The 18,237-nt window shown below is 48.4% G+C and carries 15 protein-coding genes; 4 read left to right on the forward strand and 11 right to left on the reverse strand.

Annotated elements, in window-relative coordinates; all coding sequences use genetic code 11:
- Positions 1-28: 28 nt before the first annotated feature.
- The gene (locus AZ66_RS16520; RefSeq protein ID WP_021256182.1) at positions 29-955 is read right to left on the reverse strand and encodes a TetR/AcrR family transcriptional regulator; all 927 of its coding nucleotides are present in this window, start codon (positions 953-955) and stop codon (positions 29-31) included.
- Between the two features lie 236 nt (positions 956-1,191).
- Between AZ66_RS16520 and AZ66_RS16525 the strand changes: the two genes are divergently transcribed.
- Complete coding sequence (locus AZ66_RS16525) at positions 1,192-2,814, forward strand: MDR family MFS transporter (protein WP_044355837.1); 1,623 nt, start codon at positions 1,192-1,194, stop codon at positions 2,812-2,814.
- 223 nt (positions 2,815-3,037) lie between these two features.
- On the opposite strand, the gene asnB is transcribed toward AZ66_RS16525, so the two are convergent.
- A complete protein-coding gene (gene asnB / locus AZ66_RS16530; protein ID WP_044355838.1) occupies positions 3,038-4,888 on the reverse strand; it encodes an asparagine synthase (glutamine-hydrolyzing) in 1,851 nt (616 codons plus the stop codon).
- Between the two features lie 588 nt (positions 4,889-5,476).
- Between asnB and AZ66_RS16535 the strand changes: the two genes are divergently transcribed.
- Positions 5,477-6,544, forward strand: coding sequence for an alpha/beta hydrolase (locus AZ66_RS16535; RefSeq protein ID WP_044355839.1), 1,068 nt, complete (start codon positions 5,477-5,479; stop codon positions 6,542-6,544).
- A 77-nt stretch (positions 6,545-6,621) separates the two neighbouring features.
- Here AZ66_RS16535 and AZ66_RS16540 read toward each other — a convergent pair whose 3' ends face one another.
- From AZ66_RS16540 to AZ66_RS16555, 4 genes are all read right to left on the reverse strand, one after another.
- A complete protein-coding gene (locus AZ66_RS16540) occupies positions 6,622-8,364 on the reverse strand; it encodes a glycoside hydrolase family 35 protein (RefSeq protein WP_044355840.1) in 1,743 nt (580 codons plus the stop codon).
- Positions 8,365-8,552: 188 nt separating this feature from the next.
- A complete protein-coding gene (locus AZ66_RS16545; protein ID WP_082061619.1) occupies positions 8,553-9,827 on the reverse strand; it encodes a methyl-accepting chemotaxis protein in 1,275 nt (424 codons plus the stop codon).
- Between the two features lie 35 nt (positions 9,828-9,862).
- A complete protein-coding gene (locus AZ66_RS16550) occupies positions 9,863-10,279 on the reverse strand; it encodes a disulfide oxidoreductase (RefSeq protein ID WP_021261231.1) in 417 nt (138 codons plus the stop codon).
- Between the two features lie 79 nt (positions 10,280-10,358).
- Positions 10,359-11,150, reverse strand: a complete 792-nt coding sequence (locus AZ66_RS16555; protein WP_082061620.1) for a DsbA family protein — start codon at positions 11,148-11,150, stop codon at positions 10,359-10,361.
- Between the two features lie 257 nt (positions 11,151-11,407).
- Between AZ66_RS16555 and AZ66_RS16560 the strand changes: the two genes are divergently transcribed.
- Positions 11,408-12,196: a class I SAM-dependent methyltransferase gene (locus AZ66_RS16560; protein WP_044355841.1), complete on the forward strand. Its 789-nt coding sequence runs from the start codon at positions 11,408-11,410 to the stop codon at positions 12,194-12,196.
- Positions 12,197-12,360: 164 nt separating this feature from the next.
- On the opposite strand, the gene AZ66_RS16565 is transcribed toward AZ66_RS16560, so the two are convergent.
- Positions 12,361-13,683, reverse strand: a complete 1,323-nt coding sequence (locus AZ66_RS16565) for a cell wall-binding repeat-containing protein (RefSeq protein ID WP_052648564.1) — start codon at positions 13,681-13,683, stop codon at positions 12,361-12,363.
- A 205-nt stretch (positions 13,684-13,888) separates the two neighbouring features.
- On the opposite strand from AZ66_RS16565, the gene AZ66_RS16570 reads away from it, so the two are divergent.
- Positions 13,889-14,446 carry a GNAT family N-acetyltransferase gene (locus AZ66_RS16570; protein ID WP_044355842.1) on the forward strand — a complete coding sequence of 186 codons (558 nt, stop codon included), beginning with the start codon at positions 13,889-13,891 and terminating at the stop codon, positions 14,444-14,446.
- Positions 14,447-14,553: 107 nt separating this feature from the next.
- On the opposite strand, the gene AZ66_RS16575 is transcribed toward AZ66_RS16570, so the two are convergent.
- The 4 genes from AZ66_RS16575 to AZ66_RS16590 all read right to left on the reverse strand — a co-directional run.
- Positions 14,554-16,893 (reverse strand): heavy metal translocating P-type ATPase, encoded by a 2,340-nt coding sequence (locus AZ66_RS16575; RefSeq protein ID WP_044355843.1) that lies wholly within the window; start codon positions 16,891-16,893, stop codon positions 14,554-14,556.
- Positions 16,865-17,305: an ArsR/SmtB family transcription factor gene (locus tag AZ66_RS16580; RefSeq protein WP_036620660.1), complete on the reverse strand. Its 441-nt coding sequence runs from the start codon at positions 17,303-17,305 to the stop codon at positions 16,865-16,867. The genes AZ66_RS16575 and AZ66_RS16580 overlap by 29 nt, the downstream gene beginning before the upstream one ends.
- Positions 17,306-17,596: 291 nt before the next feature.
- Positions 17,597-17,743 carry a hypothetical protein gene (locus tag AZ66_RS16585; RefSeq protein WP_156159990.1) on the reverse strand — a complete coding sequence of 49 codons (147 nt, stop codon included), beginning with the start codon at positions 17,741-17,743 and terminating at the stop codon, positions 17,597-17,599.
- Between the two features lie 152 nt (positions 17,744-17,895).
- The coding region (locus AZ66_RS16590; protein ID WP_044355845.1) for a PD-(D/E)XK nuclease family protein at positions 17,896-18,237 on the reverse strand (342 nt) is incomplete at its 5' end.

The following is an 18,237-nucleotide window of genomic DNA, read 5'->3' on the forward strand; positions in this document are numbered from 1 at the left end:
ATCCCCTTCGTGATCGGATCAATTCTGTTCAGCCACGCTTGCATGTCCGCTCATCCCCTTCTGACTCGCAAGTGTGCTCCAGCAAGGTTAGAATCCGCTTGGCCGCCTGCTCAATTGGATCGTCCGGCATCGAGCAGAGGAACAGTGCCATTGCTCTCGCATTAACCGTTTTGCCGCTTCCCCTTAATATTTCCGACTCTAGAGCTGTGTACGCTTGCTCTGCTTCCTCACGCTGCTTCAAGCTGAACGGCGCACTCATCACTGCATCCTTCAGCAGCCACACTTGATCCAGCAATTGTTGCTGCGAGTTGGACATGCTTACGTGTCCAGAACGCATAAAATCATTCATAAGTGCCATGGTAAGTACAGGCTCGGCATGCTTGCGAACAAGTGACTCTGCAGTCGCATCCAGAACATTTACAATAAAGGTGCACACTTGATCGAAGTCCACATTTTTCCTGTCAAATGTCGCATAACTCATGAACTCAATGGTCATACCACTAATAATTGTCGCTAAGTCCATCCAATAAGGTTCCGCTTCCTGACCGTATACTTCAGCAACCACTTGGCGGAAGGTAAAGAAGCGCTTTGCACGGAAATCGAATACCATATCTCGAATTTCCCGCTTCTTATATAGGTGCGCTTCCTTGCGCTGCAGGGTAAGGAACAACTTGAATCTGCCGAACTGCTCCAGAGAAATGTGAATGAGCTTGTTCAGCTTCTGGCGAGCCGGCAAATTGTCAGCGAGTGTATCCCGTGCTAATTCATACATCATCTGGTGATAATGGTCGAATATTGTGAATAAAATTTCTTCCTTCGAACGAAAGAAGGAATAGACTGATCCCTTGGCAATTCCGATACGTTCTGCAATTTCTTGAATCGAGGTTTCATGATAACCCTTTTCAGCGAACAGCGAGAGCGCTGTTTCCATGATGAGTCGTTTTTTCTCTTCCATATCCCGTCCTCCGTATGTCATGACTTTCGGTTCATTCTTTTTTGACCGTCAAGTCAGCATCGTTTGTTACGTTATTCCTACCATACCACAAACATAATATTATGAAAAATATTTTAGTTCCAAAACAATTGACTTCGCGGTCAATCGGGATTATAGTATCAACATGTTATTTTTTGACCCGAAGGTCAGTCGTTCACACAACATATAAACGAGCATGAAAGAAAGGTGATTAATAAATGGCCACAGTGAAAGACCATGCGGCATCCCGCCGCAATATGGTGCTATTCGGTCTGATTATGGGGATGTTCTTCAGTTCCCTAGAGCAGACGATCGTCGGCACGGCCATGCCAACGATCATTAAGGATCTCAATGGGTTCGCCATCTTCGCTTGGGTAACAACCGCTTATATGATCTGCTCTACAGCAGTCATCCCGCTTGCCGGGAAATTAGCGGATTTGTTCGGAAGCCGATTCATCTACCTAACTGGATGGCTTATCTTCGTTATCGGTTCAGGCTTATGCGCAACGGCAGTGAATATGGAACAGTTAATTATTTACAGGGCGATCCAAGGTATTGGTGGCGGTATGCTGATGCCGATGTCCCAGACGATTATCGGTATGATGTTCAGTCCGCAGGAACGCGCCAAGTGGCAAGGCGTATTCGGGGCTATATTCGGTCTTAGCTCCGTTATCGGTCCGTTCTTCGGTGGTTTTATTGTCGATCATATTAGCTGGCATTGGATTTTCCTGATTAATGTTCCATTTGGTTTGTTATCAACAGTCTTAATCTTTATCGGTATGAAGTCCATCGATGAGCCGCGTGATAGAAGCAAAAAAATCTCGATTGACTGGCTCGGAATTTTCACTCTTATCCCGGGTATCGTCTTGTTGCTGCTCGGGCTGTCGCTCGACCATAACAAGTATGCTTGGGATTCTCCAACGAGCATTCTCGTCTTCGCGAGTGCACTTCTCCTGTTCGTTCTGTTCGTCTTCATCGAACGCCGAGCAGCAGAGCCAATTATCGATATGTCTCTATTTAAGAGCCGCATCTTCAACGTATCTGTTGCACTCGGCTTTCTCGTTGGTCTCGGCATGTTCGGTGCCATTATGTTCGTGCCAATGTTCATGCAAGGGGTGCTTGGTGTAACACCAACACAAGCAGGCTCTACAATGACACCAATGATGATTGCCTTGATTATTGCAAGCATTTTGGCTGGACAATTGGTACTGCGCATGCGCTACCGTGCAGTAATGGCGGTCGGTATGGTCATCAGTGCTGTTGGTTTCTGGCTTATGAGCACGATGGGTGTCAGCACTTCAACTTGGACGGCATATTCGTTCATGGTCGTACTTGGCTTCGGTATCGGTATGGTTATGCCAATCATCACTTTGGTCGTGCAGAATGCATTCCCACGTGAACAGCTAGGTACCGTTACGTCCGCTACGACGTTCTTCCGTTCCATCGGATCGACGATCGGGGCAACCTTGTTCAACGTTATTATGAACAGCGTCATTGCAACGAATATTGCGAATGCAACTGCGAGTGCCGACCCAGGAACGCAAGCCGTTCTGAGCAAGACCGGCACAGATTCCAATACGCTGTATCAGTTGCTGATTAACAGCGATTTACTGAAGCAGCTTCCTGAGGACTTGAAAGTGAACGTGTTGAATACGATCAAGGATGCTTGGTCTGCTTCCTTCTCCACTGTCTTCTTGACAGGTCTCGGCTTCATCGTGGTCGGTATCTTCGTTGCTTTGCTTATCGGCAATGGTCGCATCTCCCGTGAGGCGATGCAGAACCGAAAGCCAGGCGAGAGCTCTGACGATACAACGACACAGCCACAAGCTTCTTCGAATTAATTCTCGCCAGCCGGCGAATAGATGAAACAAAGGAAAAGCAGCAAGCCGTTCCCGTCGCGGAAATGGCTTGCTGCTTTTTTAGCATTTTGATACAACGTTTATTGCAATATGCAGACTAGTTATACAAAGGGTTCGCAAGTATAATAAATACCCTTCCCATTTAACCTGAACGCAAAAAAAGCAACCCCTGCTGATCAGGAGCTGCTTTTCTAGATCCACTATTTTATTGCTGTTTCATGTATGTGCGGTGCCAGAGGGCGAACACATGCAATGTCCAAATCTTGCGGGAGTAGTCCCCTTGTCCATTCTTGTGACGGCGGAACATATCTTCAACAGCCGTCAAATTGACGAGGTGGTCAATACCACTTGCGGATAACTCTTCCCACATGATATTTGCACGTTCCGTGCGCAACCAATCGCGCATTGGTACCGGGAAGCCGAGCTTCGGACGGTTCAATACCGAATCTGGGATAATTCCCTGCATCGCTTTGCGAAGCGCATATTTCGTCGTACCGTCTGCAATGCGGTGATGGGCTGGGATGCTGCGGGCCACATCGAAAACTTTACGATCCAAGAACGGAACGCGCAGTTCGAGCGAATGCGCCATTGTCAGCTTATCCGCCTTCATCAGGATGTCGCCAGGCATCCACAGATTCATATCGATATACTGCATCCGAGATACAGGATCGAGGTGACGTGTACGGTCATAATAAGTACGTGCGATATCAAACGGCTTCGTGAAGTCAGCAATCTCGGACTGTGTCGCACGCAGCAGTTCTACCTTCGCATCATCCGTCATAATGTTCGCGTTACCGAGGAAGCGTTCTTCAAGCGGCGTCGTTCCACGAAGCAAGTAGTTCTTGCCATAGAAGTTGAACGGAACGGACTGCACCATCTTGTGCATCGCACGCTGCATGCCTTCAGGCATCCATGACAGATAACGAAGGGAATGCGGTTCGCGATATATGCGGTATCCACCGAACAATTCATCCGCGCCCTCACCTGACAATACGACTGTGACATGCTCTTTCGCTAAGCGAGCAACCTCATACAAAGCGATCGCGGATGGATCCGCTACTGGCTCGTCCAAGTGCCAAATCGCCCGCGGTACTGCGTCGAAGTACATCTCCTGTGTAATCATGCGATCATAATGCTCCGTATCTAGCTGTCTAGCTGTATCCTGAGCAATAATCGTCTCATTGTTCGCACCTTCGAAGCCGACACTAAATGTCTTGATCGGTTCCATCGAACGCATCAAAGTAGATGTAATCGTCGAGTCAATCCCACTGGAGAGGAAGCAGCCGCGTTCCACTTCACTATGAAGATGATGCTCTACGGAATCGCGCATAACATCGCGAATTTCCTCGATAATTTGTGTCAATGGACGATCCACAGGCTCGAACATTGGATCCCAATACTTCTCGATGATCGGCTTCCCGCCGAACGGGATTGTGATAGAGTGCGCAGGTGGCAGCTTATGAATCCCTTGATACATCGTGTTCGGATCTGGTACGTATTGGAATGTTAAGTAATTATAGAAGCTGTTCATGTTCACTTGGCGTTGAACACCTGGAACCGCCAGCAAGCTTTTAATTTCCGAACCAAAGACGAACATCTCGTCATTTTGATAATAATATACAGGCTTAATCCCGAAATGGTCACGCGCAATAAACAGCTCCTGCTTGTTGCGATCCCAGATAGCGAAGCCAAACATACCGCGAAGATGATGCACACACTTCGAACCATGCTCTTCGTACAGATGAATAATAACTTCTGTATCCGTATGTGTCTTGAATTGGTGCCCGCGATGGATCAAATCCTCACGCAGCTCTTGATAATTGTATATCTCCCCGTTGAAAATAATCCAAATTGAATCATCCTCGTTGCTGAGCGGCTGCGCTCCAACTGCGACGTCGATAATGGACAGACGGCGGAAGCCTAGTCCAACACGATCGCCAATCCACAGCTTCGCGTCATTCGGTCCGCGATGGTGGATCAAGTCCATCATCGAGCGTACTACTTGTTCAGAAGGTTGTTGATCATGAAAATGATATATACCAGCAATGCCACACATAATTGTTCCAAATCCTTTCGCTCGTTGCATATGGCGTGGAACGTACTCAGTTCCCGCTCAGAACAAGGCAACACCCCGCAGAGGGCGGGGCTTGTCTATGCAATCATTATAAACGTTTTTGACGAAATGTGACACAGGCTTGCAGCTAAATCAGCGGCATTTCTGTGTGTAATGTTCATGAAAGTACGAATAATCAGCTTGCAGCCATTTGTAACTGCCGCATTGTTCAAGCTTTCTTATGTATATAATCCCACTTTGGAATGCTATTCGACCCTCGAGTTCTTTCTTTCTCTTACCCCGTTCCATTGTAACGGACAATGGCTCCGAAATCCAATCCATCCTGCTCATGCAATTCATACCACTTCGCATACAGGTATATATGGTCATAGTCTATAATGCTAAGCCCATTACCTGTTCAGCCATGACACGAATCTTTCCTTTGCTATTTGGTCAATGCTTCAGTACAGGAAGCATTACTCGCGATGGTTGCTTGGAGTCCGGTTAAATCAACACCAATCTGCACATCCTAATCCGTATCCGCGGACAATATGCTTGACTAATGTATACGTGATTGGAGGTCTGACAGCAATGCTGACACCGATTGCATCTGGCATTATTATCTTTTTGTTACTGTCTGCTTGGCTCATTCCCCATTATGCTGTTTACTATATGACACGCTCCAAATGTTCCACCTACGAGCGCTGTCTGGAAATGCTTGAACAGCAAGGGGTATTCACTCGTGAACAATTTGAAGCCTGCCGCAAAGAAGAAATCACTATCCGAAGCCATGATGGCATTAAGCTGCACGGCTATTATATGGAGAAATTTCCGAATTCACGCCGGATTGCGCTAATTGTTCACGGCTATACAGGAGCTCTTCCTTGGTCAGCTCAATTTATGGATATGTTCACCGAGCAAGGCTTTAATGTCCTACTTGTCGATCAGCGCAGGCATGGTCAGAGTGAAGGCAAGTACACAACCTTTGGCTACAAAGAAAAATACGATGTGCAAATGTGGGTGGACTGGATTGTTGAACGGAAGGGGAAGGATTGCATCATTGGATTGCATGGTCAATCGCTTGGTGGGGGAACCGTGCTAGAATACGCAGCAATCCGCAGGCCACAGGTGCAGTTCATTGTGGCTGACTGCCCATACTCCGATTTGACACAGCTCATTCATTATCAAGTAACGAAGCTGAATCAAATGCCTGCATGGCCTACTATGGCACTCATTAATCGATTGCTTCTGCGCAAGGCTGGATTCCGCATGCAGCAAGTAAGCCCATTACGAATTATGAAGACGTGCCCCCTCCCCGTCTTATTCATTCATGGCAAGGAGGATCGTTTTGTGCCGACATGGATGAGTGAACAACTGCATGAAGCGAAGCATGGTACATCTTCCTTGATCCTCATTGAGGGAGCCGGGCATGGTACCGCTTATTCCGTCGATCAAGAACGCTACCGGCAAGGAGTAACAACGTTCATACAGACAACCGTTGGATCTCCGAATCATGAAGAAGTGGCAGAACCATTGTCCGCTGCCGTTCAAGATACTGTCGAAGTGATAGAAGAACCTAGTTCCGTACTGGAACCCGGAATCGATCTTATTCCTGATCTTGTTCCTGCAGAAGCCGACAACATGCTTCCGGTCATTTGATTAACTCTGATCAAGTAGAGCAGCCCTTCTCGGAGGGAGAATGGCTGCTCTGTATTTCCGATAATCTACATATGGCATTATAAGGACGGAACCGCTTCGAAAGTAAGTTTGTCTCCCGGAGTGTGCAGCTCAAATACGACTATTTGGTTTTCTCCTTGGCGGAGTATTGGTGCTGGAACATACAGTGTCTGCTGCGGACCAACCTCCCAGTAACGTCCGAGATTGAAGCCGTTTACGAACACTACACCCTTCTTCCATCCATCCAAGCGAAGGAATGTATCCTGCGGCTGCTCTTGAATCGATAGCGTAGCCTCGTAGAATGCCGGCTGCTCTCCCTCCAGCCCAGAATCAGCTGTATTAAATTGCAAGCCACTCAGAGTCTCCAGCTCCAAACTGCGCACTTCCCAATGGAACAGAAATTGCCCATTCAATCGAACACCATGCGTAATCCCTTTGCGATCATACAGCTCTGATCCATAGTTGACACGCCCCATATTTTCTACAAAAATATCAAGCCGCGCTCCACCCTCTGGAATCGTTACCGCCAGCTTCTGGGGATCCCAGCGCTCCACTATGCCGATTAGCTTCCGATCCAAGAATACATGAGCACGATCGCGAACATCCTGAATCGTCAGCGTGCATTCTGTGCGCGGGCCAGACACTTGAGTGGAGTACAAGATAAAGCCATGATTCTGATCATACATTTCCATTGGCTCCGGACATATACTCATCTTTACATCCGTCATAGACGCAAGCGTATCAAACAGCTTCACAGCTCGGTTCACTGTGACTTCACCGTACGCTGTCTTCGGCGTATTCTCAGGCAGGTCACCTTCAGGCAGCGATACATACTTACCGATTACTTCTCGGAATAACCGATACTTCGGTGTTATGTCTCCTGCTTCACTAATCGCACTATCATAGTCATAGCTGGTTACCGTTGGCTCGAAGCTTCCCCCGTGATTAGCACCACTGCCAAACCCGAAGTTCGTACCCCCATGCAGCATATAGAAGTTCACCGATGCGCCCATTCCCAGCATCTCATCCAGCACCTGCGCTGCATCTTCTGCGCTGCGCGTATGATGCTCTTCGAACCAGTGATCGAACCAACCGTTCCAATACTCCATACACATAAGCGGCGCATCTGACTGATACTGTTTCAACTTATCGAATGCTTCCTTCGGTCTCGAACCAAAGTTGACGGTCGCTAGCACGCCATCGGCCATCCCACCCTGCAGCAAATCATCAGCAGGGCCATCCGAAGTAAATAATAGGACGTCGATGCCACGTTCTACCAGCATGCCGCGCAAAGCTTGCAAGTAAGCCTGATCATTGCCATAGCTGCCATACTCATTTTCAATTTGCACGGCAATAATTGGCCCCCCTGCTGTCGCGAGCAGCGGCTTCAATTGCGGGAGAATAGCATCATAGTAAGCGGATACCTTCTCTAAGAATCTAGGATCACTGCAGCGCAGCCGCATCTCTTCCTTCAGCAGCCATGCAGGCAGCCCCCCGAACTCCCATTCCGCACATATGTAAGGGCTTGGGCGCACAATGACGTACAGACCTTCGCGCTCTGCAATGCGGACAAACTCCGCAATATCAGCCATTCCTTCGAAGTTGAACTGGCCTTCTCGCGGCTCATGCACGTTCCAAGCAATATATGTCTCTACGCAGTTGCAGCCCATCGCCTTCACCTTGCGAAGCCGATCCGCCCAATATTCAGGCACAATGCGGAAATAATGAACAGCACCAGAAATAAGCGGTGTAGGCTTGCCTTGAAGCATAAATTGCTGACCTTTATATGAAAGCGTTGTCAAAATTTGTTCTCCTCCTGCCTTATACCGTTTAGTGTGAAGTACTTGTATGTCCATCATATCAATTTCGCCGCAAATGAACATGTATTTTACATACCAGTTATATGAACAAATGTTACAAGAAAAGACTTGCATCCATTTGGCTGATGCAAGTCTACGTTCAATTCCTATAAATTAGGTGAATTCCTAATTTAATTCTTAAATGCCGATGTCTGCGCCTGCAAGCGAGTCGCTTGATCTCGCAGCACATCAGAGGAGGCAGCCATTTCTTCCATAACTGCTGTCTGTTCTTGTGTCGCACTCGCTACCTGGCGAGTGCCTTCCGCCATCTCATTGACAATGGAAGCCATCCTCCGTGTCTGCTCTAGCGTAGTTGCGAAGCGCTCTGTCTGCTGCTCAACTTCACTTGCAATATCATGAACGGCCTTCGACGCCTGCTTCGTTACATGCGCGATAGCACTCAGGGCATTTGCAGCTTCATCCTTCTTCGAGGCTTCAATACTTACGATGTCGACTTGCTTCGTAATCAAGCGAACAGCCTGCTCCACCTGAGACTGCATCAGAACGATGCGGTCATTAATATTATTCACTGCAGAAGCACTTTGCTCCGCCAGCTTCCGAACTTGGGAAGCGATGACGGCAAATCCAGCTCCATGCTCTCCTGCTCTAGCCGCTTCAATCGAGGCATTCAGGGCAAGCAAATGCGTCTGATCAGCAATTTCTCGCACCGTGGTCGAAATATCCCCGATCTGTTCCGCCTGCTCGCTGAGCCGCTGTACCGTGTCTATCGAAGCCTGTCCGGATTCAGCCGCCATCAGCATCCCATCAATGATCGACTTCAACATCTCCTCACTGTCTGCAAGCGTCCCGAGCATATCTTGAGTCATACGCTCCGTCTCTTCCGCTCTTGCCTGAACGGCAGCAGCTGAGGTGTGAATCTGTTCCACCGATTCAGCTGCTGAGGCAGTCCACATCGCTTGCTGTTCCGCTCCGCGATTCATCTCGTCAGCCGCGCAGGAGATTTGTTCGATCTGGTGAGCGGCTTGAGTCATGGCACCGCTTAATGTTGAAGTATTTTGCGTCGTAATATCAACACTGCTTTTAATTTCCGTAATCATATGCTGCAAATTGCGTACCATTTGGCCAAAAGAAGCAATCAGAACATTGACTTCATCATGGAAATGGTACGACGGTAGGCTCACATTCAACTTCCCCTGCGCTGCCTCGTCTGCCGCCTTCGTCAATTGAATAATCGGCTTCACAATGAGGCGTGCTGCAAGCCAACCTAGCAAGCAGGTCCAGAATATGCCGAGCAGGAAGATGATGCCGTCATACAACAGTTCATTCATTCCCGGTGCTAAGTACGGCTTCAGCACGAAGATGAAAAATCCGCTTGTCACATAGGTAACGCCCGACACCACCAGCATGCCAACTACCATTTTCATTTGCAATCCGAATTTCATCATTTCCTTCTCCCCCACCTCGTCGACAACCCTACGCCTTATTCCTCTGGCTTGTTTTTGCGTGCGATGATCAGCAGAATCGTGATGAGTAGAAATGCAATAAACGCCAACAACGGAATTGTAATCCAACCTTCCATATAATCGTAATTACACGGAACCCCAGAGCGGCAAGGAGTTAAGCTTGCCATCCCCGGTACCTTCTGCAGCAAATAATGATAGGTTGATATCGACCCGCCGATAATCGATAGCGGGAGTGTATACCGGACGATACTGCGGTCATTGCGGTATGCGGCTATCCCCAGCACAAGAACAAGCGGATACATGAATATCCGCTGAACCCAACACAACTTGCACGGTTCCCACAACAGTACTTCACTCATATACAAGCTTCCACAAGTTGCAATCAAGGAGATGATCCAAGCAACATACAATGCATAACGCCGGATTACGGACATATATCATTACCTCCTGATTCAAAAGAATAACTCTATTTAACGAACGAATCACTTACCGCTTGTATACTCGTTGTAGATGCTATTTCGCTTCATTTAATGCGTTCTCGATGAACGCTTTCAATTCACTGTAGCTGTTCCATTGGCCTGTGAACTCTTTGCCATTCACATACACAGATGGCGTACCTGATACCTTCGCAAGATCCTTCAACTTCAAATCCTGCGCGATAGCGTCTTTGTGCGCCTGCTTCTCAATTGCATCTTCCAACTTCGCTACATCAATTTCTGGCGACACCTGCTTGGCTAGGTCTACGAGCAATGGGGTTGTCACCCAATTGTCGCTCTCATTGCCCTGTGCATGATAGATGGCCTCATGATAAGGCCAGAACGCTTCTGGCTTCTGACGGAACACTTCCTCTACAGCATTCGATGCTAAATAGGAGTTACCGATGAACGGATAATTGATGAAGGAGAACTGTACTTTCCCCGTATCGATAAAGTCCTTCTTCAACTGCGGGAACACCGTTGCTTCCCAGTCCTTACATGCAGGGCATTTATAATCACCGAATTCAACAATTGACACCTTCGCCTCTGTAGAACCAAGTGTCGGCTGTCCAGTCAGATCGAACTGAACGGCAGGTCTGTTCAAGACCTCATCCTGCTTAATCTGCTCCCCTTGCTTGTTCAATACAAATATAAGTCCGAGCAGAACCACAATGGCCACAGGAATCATGAACATGAAGATGCGGTTATTGCGCTTCTTATTGGTGCGTGAAGCTGACGTTGGCCGGGATTGTCCAGCAGTGGATGCTGAAGTAGAAGGTCTAGTCTGACCAGGCTGCTTCGCACGTTTTGATTTTGAAGATTTACCCAATCTATTCACCTCTTCTAACTTTTTTTCACCTTCCTTAAATGTAATGGAAAGCTGTCCATTTTTCCATTTCTTTTGTGCAAAATGAAAGATTATTTATCAAAGATTGCCATCACTTAGCAACAACCTAGCCTTTTAATAATTAATAACTATAAAGTATATAGACATTATATATTTCACCTATATACATCCCATCTGTCATACTAATTGCAGTGGATCAATCAATCCTATCGAAGGTAACAAAAGAGGAGGCGTTGCTAATGTCAACAGATCATCATTGGAATCCTGTACTGTATGACAGTAAGCTTCAATTCGTATCGCAGTATGGCACAGATGTAGTAGGATGGCTCTCGCCACAGCCAGGAGAGAGAATTCTTGATGTGGGATGCGGGACGGGCGATTTGGCAGCTAACATGGCAGAGGCAGGGGCAAGAGTAGTCGGAATCGACCAATCCGTCAACATGATTGAGCAGGCACGTAACAAATATCCCTCCCTTACCTTCATCCCCATGGATATCACCGCCGAATGCCCCGGACATTACGCAGGATCATTTGATGCCGCATTGTCGAACGCCACCCTCCACTGGGTAAAGAAGCCTGAAGCAGCCGCACGCCATATCTACACCGCTCTCCGTCCTGGCGGGCGCTTCGTCGCAGAACTTGGAGGCAAAGGCAATGTGGAAGTCATCGTGCGAGCCATCGAGGAGGTTCTAGAGCAACACTTCGGTATCGATCCGAAGCCGCTTCATCCCTGGTATTATCCGACTATTGGCGAATACAGTACTGTTCTTGAGCAGGCTGGTTTTCAAGTCACCTCTGCGATTCACTTCGAACGCCCCACGTTCTTGACTGACGGCGAGAGCGGTCTGCTCCATTGGCTCCATGCCTTCACGCATGATTTTACTTCATCCTTATCTCCATCGGATATCCCACGATTTATGGAACTGGTTCAAGCGAAATGCCGACCTACTCTATATCATAACGGTGTGTGGACTGGCGATTATAAGCGGCTCCGAATTGTAGCTAGTAAGCCGTCTCAACCAACTTGAAATCCACCCAGCATGTTACACCTGAGGGCAGGATAACAATCTCCCTTGAATAGCATGCCAACGTGTACCTGCACGTTATCCCGATAACGTTCCGTATGTAACAAGCTTCCTTCATGAAACAATCAGCGTCGGGGAAGGAAGCTTGCATGCTGCGTTATTCTGAATCACGAACTGTGATGATGCGTAGATCCGTGTCCTGCCCCGCTCTTCGCTTGAATTTCAAGCAAAGCATCCAGCTCACTTTGAATTCGTGGGACAACGGACATTTCTGCTCCTGTTAACCAGGCTGCATTATATGGCCCTTCTACTGGACTATGCTCGTAATAGGGTCTGATCGACTGCACATAGTCATACACCGCCATCGGCACCTGATCCCCCTGTACCCAGAGCAGCGGGGCATGTTTGCCCAGATGCGCGAAAGGGGCTTGTGCGATTGCCAGCCTCTCATTTCCTTCCTTCACGAAGGAGAAATTGTGGCCTGGTGTGGTTATTCCCCACCCGAACCCCGTTTTCTTGTCCTTATACTTCGCAAAGGCAATCGCCTGCTCAACTGGCGTCGCAGCAGCAATCCGCTCTACCCTTCCGAACACCGCAAGTTCATCGGTCACTTCCCGTGGAATAATGTTCTCCGAGCCAAGAATATACATAACCGCCTTCTTGCGGCGCTTGGCAAGCGCATCAGCCGTAGCCTGTGGAATTCCCTGCTTATTCACATACAAGACAGGCTCCTGCATATGTGCAATCCAATTGACCGCAGGCAGTGCATAAGCCGGTTCATCTGAGGAGACGATTATTACCGACATCGGCCGTTCCTTGCTCACTCTAGCATAATAATCATCAATCGCTGCTGCCACTTCTGCCGGCTTATCCCCAGCAATAACGTCCATCTTGAGTCCGAGCTTCTTGACTTCATTTATAACTGCCCCATCTACCTTGCCTACAACGATAACTTGAACCCCTTTATTATCAGGAGCTCCCTTAGGCTTCAAGCGCAGCAATTCTGCTCGTGTCTCCTCTGGCAATCGATCTGTCTTGATATAGAGAAGAGGACCATTGTTCGGGAAATGAATCAAATCAGCCGCAGCCATCGCTGTCGCCCACTGCTCATCAGGCACAAGCACGACGCCATTCGGTCGCTGCTCCTCGATGTGCCCGGGCCATACTGTGCGAGATATGGTGACAGCTGCCTTCACATGATCATCGGTATTGATTCGGGTCATATTTTTCGTTGCGATCCAAGGGGAATGCACTGCCTGTTCACTAACCAATGGCTCTCCAGCATAAAACGCCGCTTCCCCCGAGGAGACGGTCATCGTAGATCCACATCCCGTTAGCAGTAAGCATGAGAATAGTACTCCCCAGCATATCGCTCGCATGACATATTTCCGATTTCCCATGCTCCCATTCTGCGCATCCATCGCAGAATCCCTATTCTGTCTTGTATCCCTGTTATTCATCTGTCGTGCTGGCATCCATGCCTCATTCATGAACATATACCTCCAGTTGCTCCATCCATATCTTGTAAGGATGCCCGACTGATCCCATTCTTACTCTAGAAATGCTTCTGCTTCCGTGTTCAGTATCATCAGTGCAAAAATCGAGGTGAATGCGATACAATAGCTTCAATATAATACCGCCTTAGCACGACTAACTATTCATGGACATAGGGCGAGAAAATGGAGGGGTATTGTTGTGAATAAAGGGTTGATTCGAAATCAGTCATTGCCTAACGGGCTCCGCGTCGTTCGCGCACTTCCATCTGACACGGAGGCCGTGATGGCGTTGCTGCATAATACTGCACGATGGCTTCACGAACAAGGCTCTACGCAATGGAATCCATTGCTTGAGGGACAAGACTCTCACCAGACTGCAAACGCAATTTTGAACGGCGATGTCTTCCTGTTCAAACAGGAAGAGCAGCTTGCTGGTATGGTGATGCTGTTAACAACGCCAAGTCCTTGGGATCGTACGCTGTGGGGGGATGATTCATTGGAGGATGCTGTATATGTGCACCGACTGGCTGTGAACCGCCATTATGCGGGTCAAGGGATCGGACGTGACATATTGGCCTGGGTCGAGAGCGGTATTGACTTCCCGGACAAGCACAGCATCCGGCTCGACTGCCTTGCTGATGTTGCAGCACTGGAATCGTTCTATCGAGGGGCAGGCTTTGTATACCAAGGAAGAACCGACAACAACTATCTTCTATTTGAGAAAAATTTCGCCTCACGCGCATCCAGAAGCTTGTAAGAGAGACCCTCAATTACAAAAACCGCCTGCCCCTCCGAAAATGGAGAAGACAGGCGGTATATACGGTTTCTGGTGTTTACTTTTTTCAATAGAAGCAATCTCTCACGTTATTCCTCACGATCCCGTCCAAGGAGTACCGTCATACCGAGCAAGGTAACTACAATGGTTGCTCCCATATCGGATAGGATGGCAATCCAGAGTGTCAGCCAACCTGGAATCGTAAGCAGCAGAGCAATGATCTTCAGTCCCAGCGCAAGTCCGATGTTCCAGCGTACGATACGGTTGACCTTATGCGAGATTCGAATGGCGCTTGGCAGCTTGCCAAGATGATCTTGCATCAGGACGATATCTGCCGTCTCAACGGCACTGTCCGTTCCTTTGCCCATCGCAATACCTAGGCTAGCCGAAGCAAGGGCAGGCGCATCGTTAATGCCGTCACCCACCATGGCGACTGGATACTTCTTGCCAAGTTCCTTAATCTTGTCGACCTTCTGTTGTGGCAGCAATTGTGCATACCAGTCTGTCACGCCTACGTTCTTCGCTACTTGCTCCGCAGATTGAGCGTGGTCGCCAGTCAGCATGACCGTATGCTTCACCCCAGCGGCGTGTAGTGCTGCTATCGTCCGTTTGCTCTCTTCACGAATCTCATCGGCCAATCCGAACACACCCAGCGGCTCACCATCTTGTTCAGACACAACTACTACCAAGGTCAATCCACGCGACTTCATCTGCTCTGCAGCCTCTCGCGCCTGCTGCACGCGATCAGCAGAACCGCCTTGCAGCTTATTAATGACGCGTTCGCTGCCTACCCAGTATACAGCACCGTTGATTTCAGCCCGTATGCCTTCTCCCGGTACGGTCTCACTATGCGTAGGTTCTTCGAAGGAAGTACGTCCCTTGGCCTCCAGATGACGCATAACAGCTTTCGCAAGCGGATGAAGGGAAGCCTGCTCAATGGAACCAGCTACGCGGTAGAAGCGTTCTTCATCATAAATTGCCTCATCTTGTACAGCAGGTTCTCCCTTCGTCAACGTACCTGTCTTGTCAAAAGCCAGTGCTTCAATCTTGCCGAGCTGCTCCAAATGGACGCCGCCCTTGATCAGAATTCCGTTGCGAGCGTTGCGTGTAATTCCGCTGACGATTGCAATTGGCGATGATAGAATAAGTGCACATGGACATCCGACGATAAGAACAGCAAGCCCTTGATAGAACCATTTATACCACTCTCCACCCATAAGGAGAGGAGGCACAAGCATTACTAGTGCTGCAATAATCATGATAATTGGCGTATAGATGCGAGCGAATCGATCGATGAACAGCTCTGTTGGCGTCTTCGTATCCTGAGCTTCCTGCACGAGATGGAGAATCTTCGCCAAAGAGGAATCTTCATAGGCTTTATCAATACGAACCTTCAAAATCCCGTCCGTATTCACACTGCCCCCGAACACAACATCGTTAGCCGCCTTGGCTACCGGCAGCGATTCACCAGTGATCGCTGCTTCGTTTACAGCACTGTTCCCCTCAACGACCGTACCGTCTGAAGGAATTTTCTCACCCGGCCGAACGAGTACAATGTCTCCTGCAACGAGCTGTTCAATCGGAATGGTAATACTTTGCCCATCGCGGAGTACAGTTGCCTGCTTCGGAGCTACCGCCAGCAGAGCTTCCATTGACTGACGAGCGCGCTCCATGCCGTAGCCTTCCAGCATCTCATTCAATCCGAACAAGATGGCAACGAGTGTTGCTTCCTTCCATTCTCCGATAACAACTGCCCCGGTAAGCGCCACGGTCATCAAAGTGTCCATATTGAAGCGCAGCCGCAGCAGATTGCGAAGTCCCTTCATGAAGGTGCCATATCCACTAAGCAGCATCGCGAGCAGATACATGCCTATCAGAACGCCGTTCGGCAGCGAGCTATCTAAGATAAATGTTGCAACATAGAGCAAGCCTGAGATGCCCAGCAGCCACTTCATTCGATTCATATCCCCATGACTGTGATCGTGTCCATGACCCTCGGCTCCGTGGTCATGCCCATGGTCATGTTGATGCACCTTGCCACCTGAGTGGCTATGGGAATGACTGTGCGAATGTCCTTCATGGCTATGCCCCTCGTGGGAATGCTCATGGTCATGACCGTCACAAGCGCATTGTACGTGACCTTGGACTGGAGCACTTGCAGCACTTGCAGCACTTGCAGCGCTTGCGGCAGATCCTCCGCCTGATTCGACCAGCTTGGCTCCATCTGTACGCAATATCCGTCTTACGGCAGCCACATCAATGTCCTTGCTCATCTTGAGTGTGCCGCTGTTATAGCTTAATGTGGCATCCTCGCCATGCTTCAACCGGCGAATCTCGCCTTCCATTTCCCTAGCGCAGTTGCCGCACGACAATCCCTGCACCCGATATGCAATTCGCTCATCAGCTTTTTCTGTGCTCCGCGTCGTCATGACAATGCTCCTCTCTCAAGTGTTCTAGTGTCATTCGAACGAGCAACCGAATATGATGGTCACTCAAGGTGTAAAACACATTCTTACCATCCTTGCGTGATTTTGCGATGCCTAGATTCTTCATCACTCGCAAGTGATGTGAAGTTGTCGCAATCGATTGGCCTGTCAATATCGCCATGTCGCATACGCACAACTCTTCCCCTTCATCCAGCAAGCATGCCATTTTCATCCGTGTCGGATCAGACAACGCCTTGAACATTTGAGCCATTCCCTGTACCTCGTTGTCTTCGACCCGACCCTTTAAAGCATTAATTTTAACAGCGTCATAACATACAATTTCACATACATCTTCTTTATCGAGCGTATGTGATTGAATGTTCTCCAGATCGTCCGTTGAACGTTGTGCTACCATTGCATTCACCTCATTACCTATATTGTTGTTAATTCCCTTGAAGATTAAGCACGTTAATTCCGAATAATTGCATTGAAGGTGTTTCGCCTGCTTAATCGTAATCATTACAATAATCAAACGAATGTTTGAATGTTTCTGTAGTTGTAGTATACACGGTTCCATTCATAAATTCAAACGATTATTTTAATGTTCTGCCAAAATGTGCTCCTACCTAGCCTTTTCCCTCTCCATACCGCTTCTATTGCAAGGAAGATTGCCTCTTTACCATCAATAATGAGCAGGAACAATTCACTAGATCAACCCCTGATTGACGAGTCCTCCATCCGCTGCAATACGCTCATGCTTCTTTACATATCCACCGCATGCTATTAACAACACGCCAACCAATGACAAGTACACTACCAAATAAGTATGTACAAATTCTTCAATATTCTGCATCAATAGACAACATACAGTTCCAGAAACCAACAGAATGCGTCTTGAACTGACCAATATAGTCAGCAGCAAACGGGGCAGTCTTCCACAAAAATGCAAAGACGCTTCCAAAACCACTGTACTGGTGGAGTTGAAAGCGTCTATTTTTCATATGGCTACGATACTGCCTCATCTCGCTGACCATATTCGCATATATCCAAGAAAGAACACCGACGACAGCGTCTAGTCTCTTCCGTCGGCTCGAACGCATCCATCGACATCGGCTGATTGCGAAGCGGCTCCTCCAAGTAGTCACGCATGAGCAGCATGCTATCTATGACGTGGCGCTCTAATTCTTCCATCTCTTCTTCATGTATATGATCTTCTACACAGCTGCCGCTAAGTAGATACTCTGTACGAATATCAAGCTTCTCATAGGGGACCCCATACACCCGGTGCACATATAATCCATACAAGCGCAGCTGCGTCTTATTGCGCTCATCCTCCTGTCCCGTCTT

The organism is Paenibacillus sp. E194 (assembly GCF_000935845.1).
In the GTDB taxonomy this organism is placed as follows: domain Bacteria; phylum Bacillota; class Bacilli; order Paenibacillales; family Paenibacillaceae; genus Paenibacillus_B; species Paenibacillus_B alvei_B.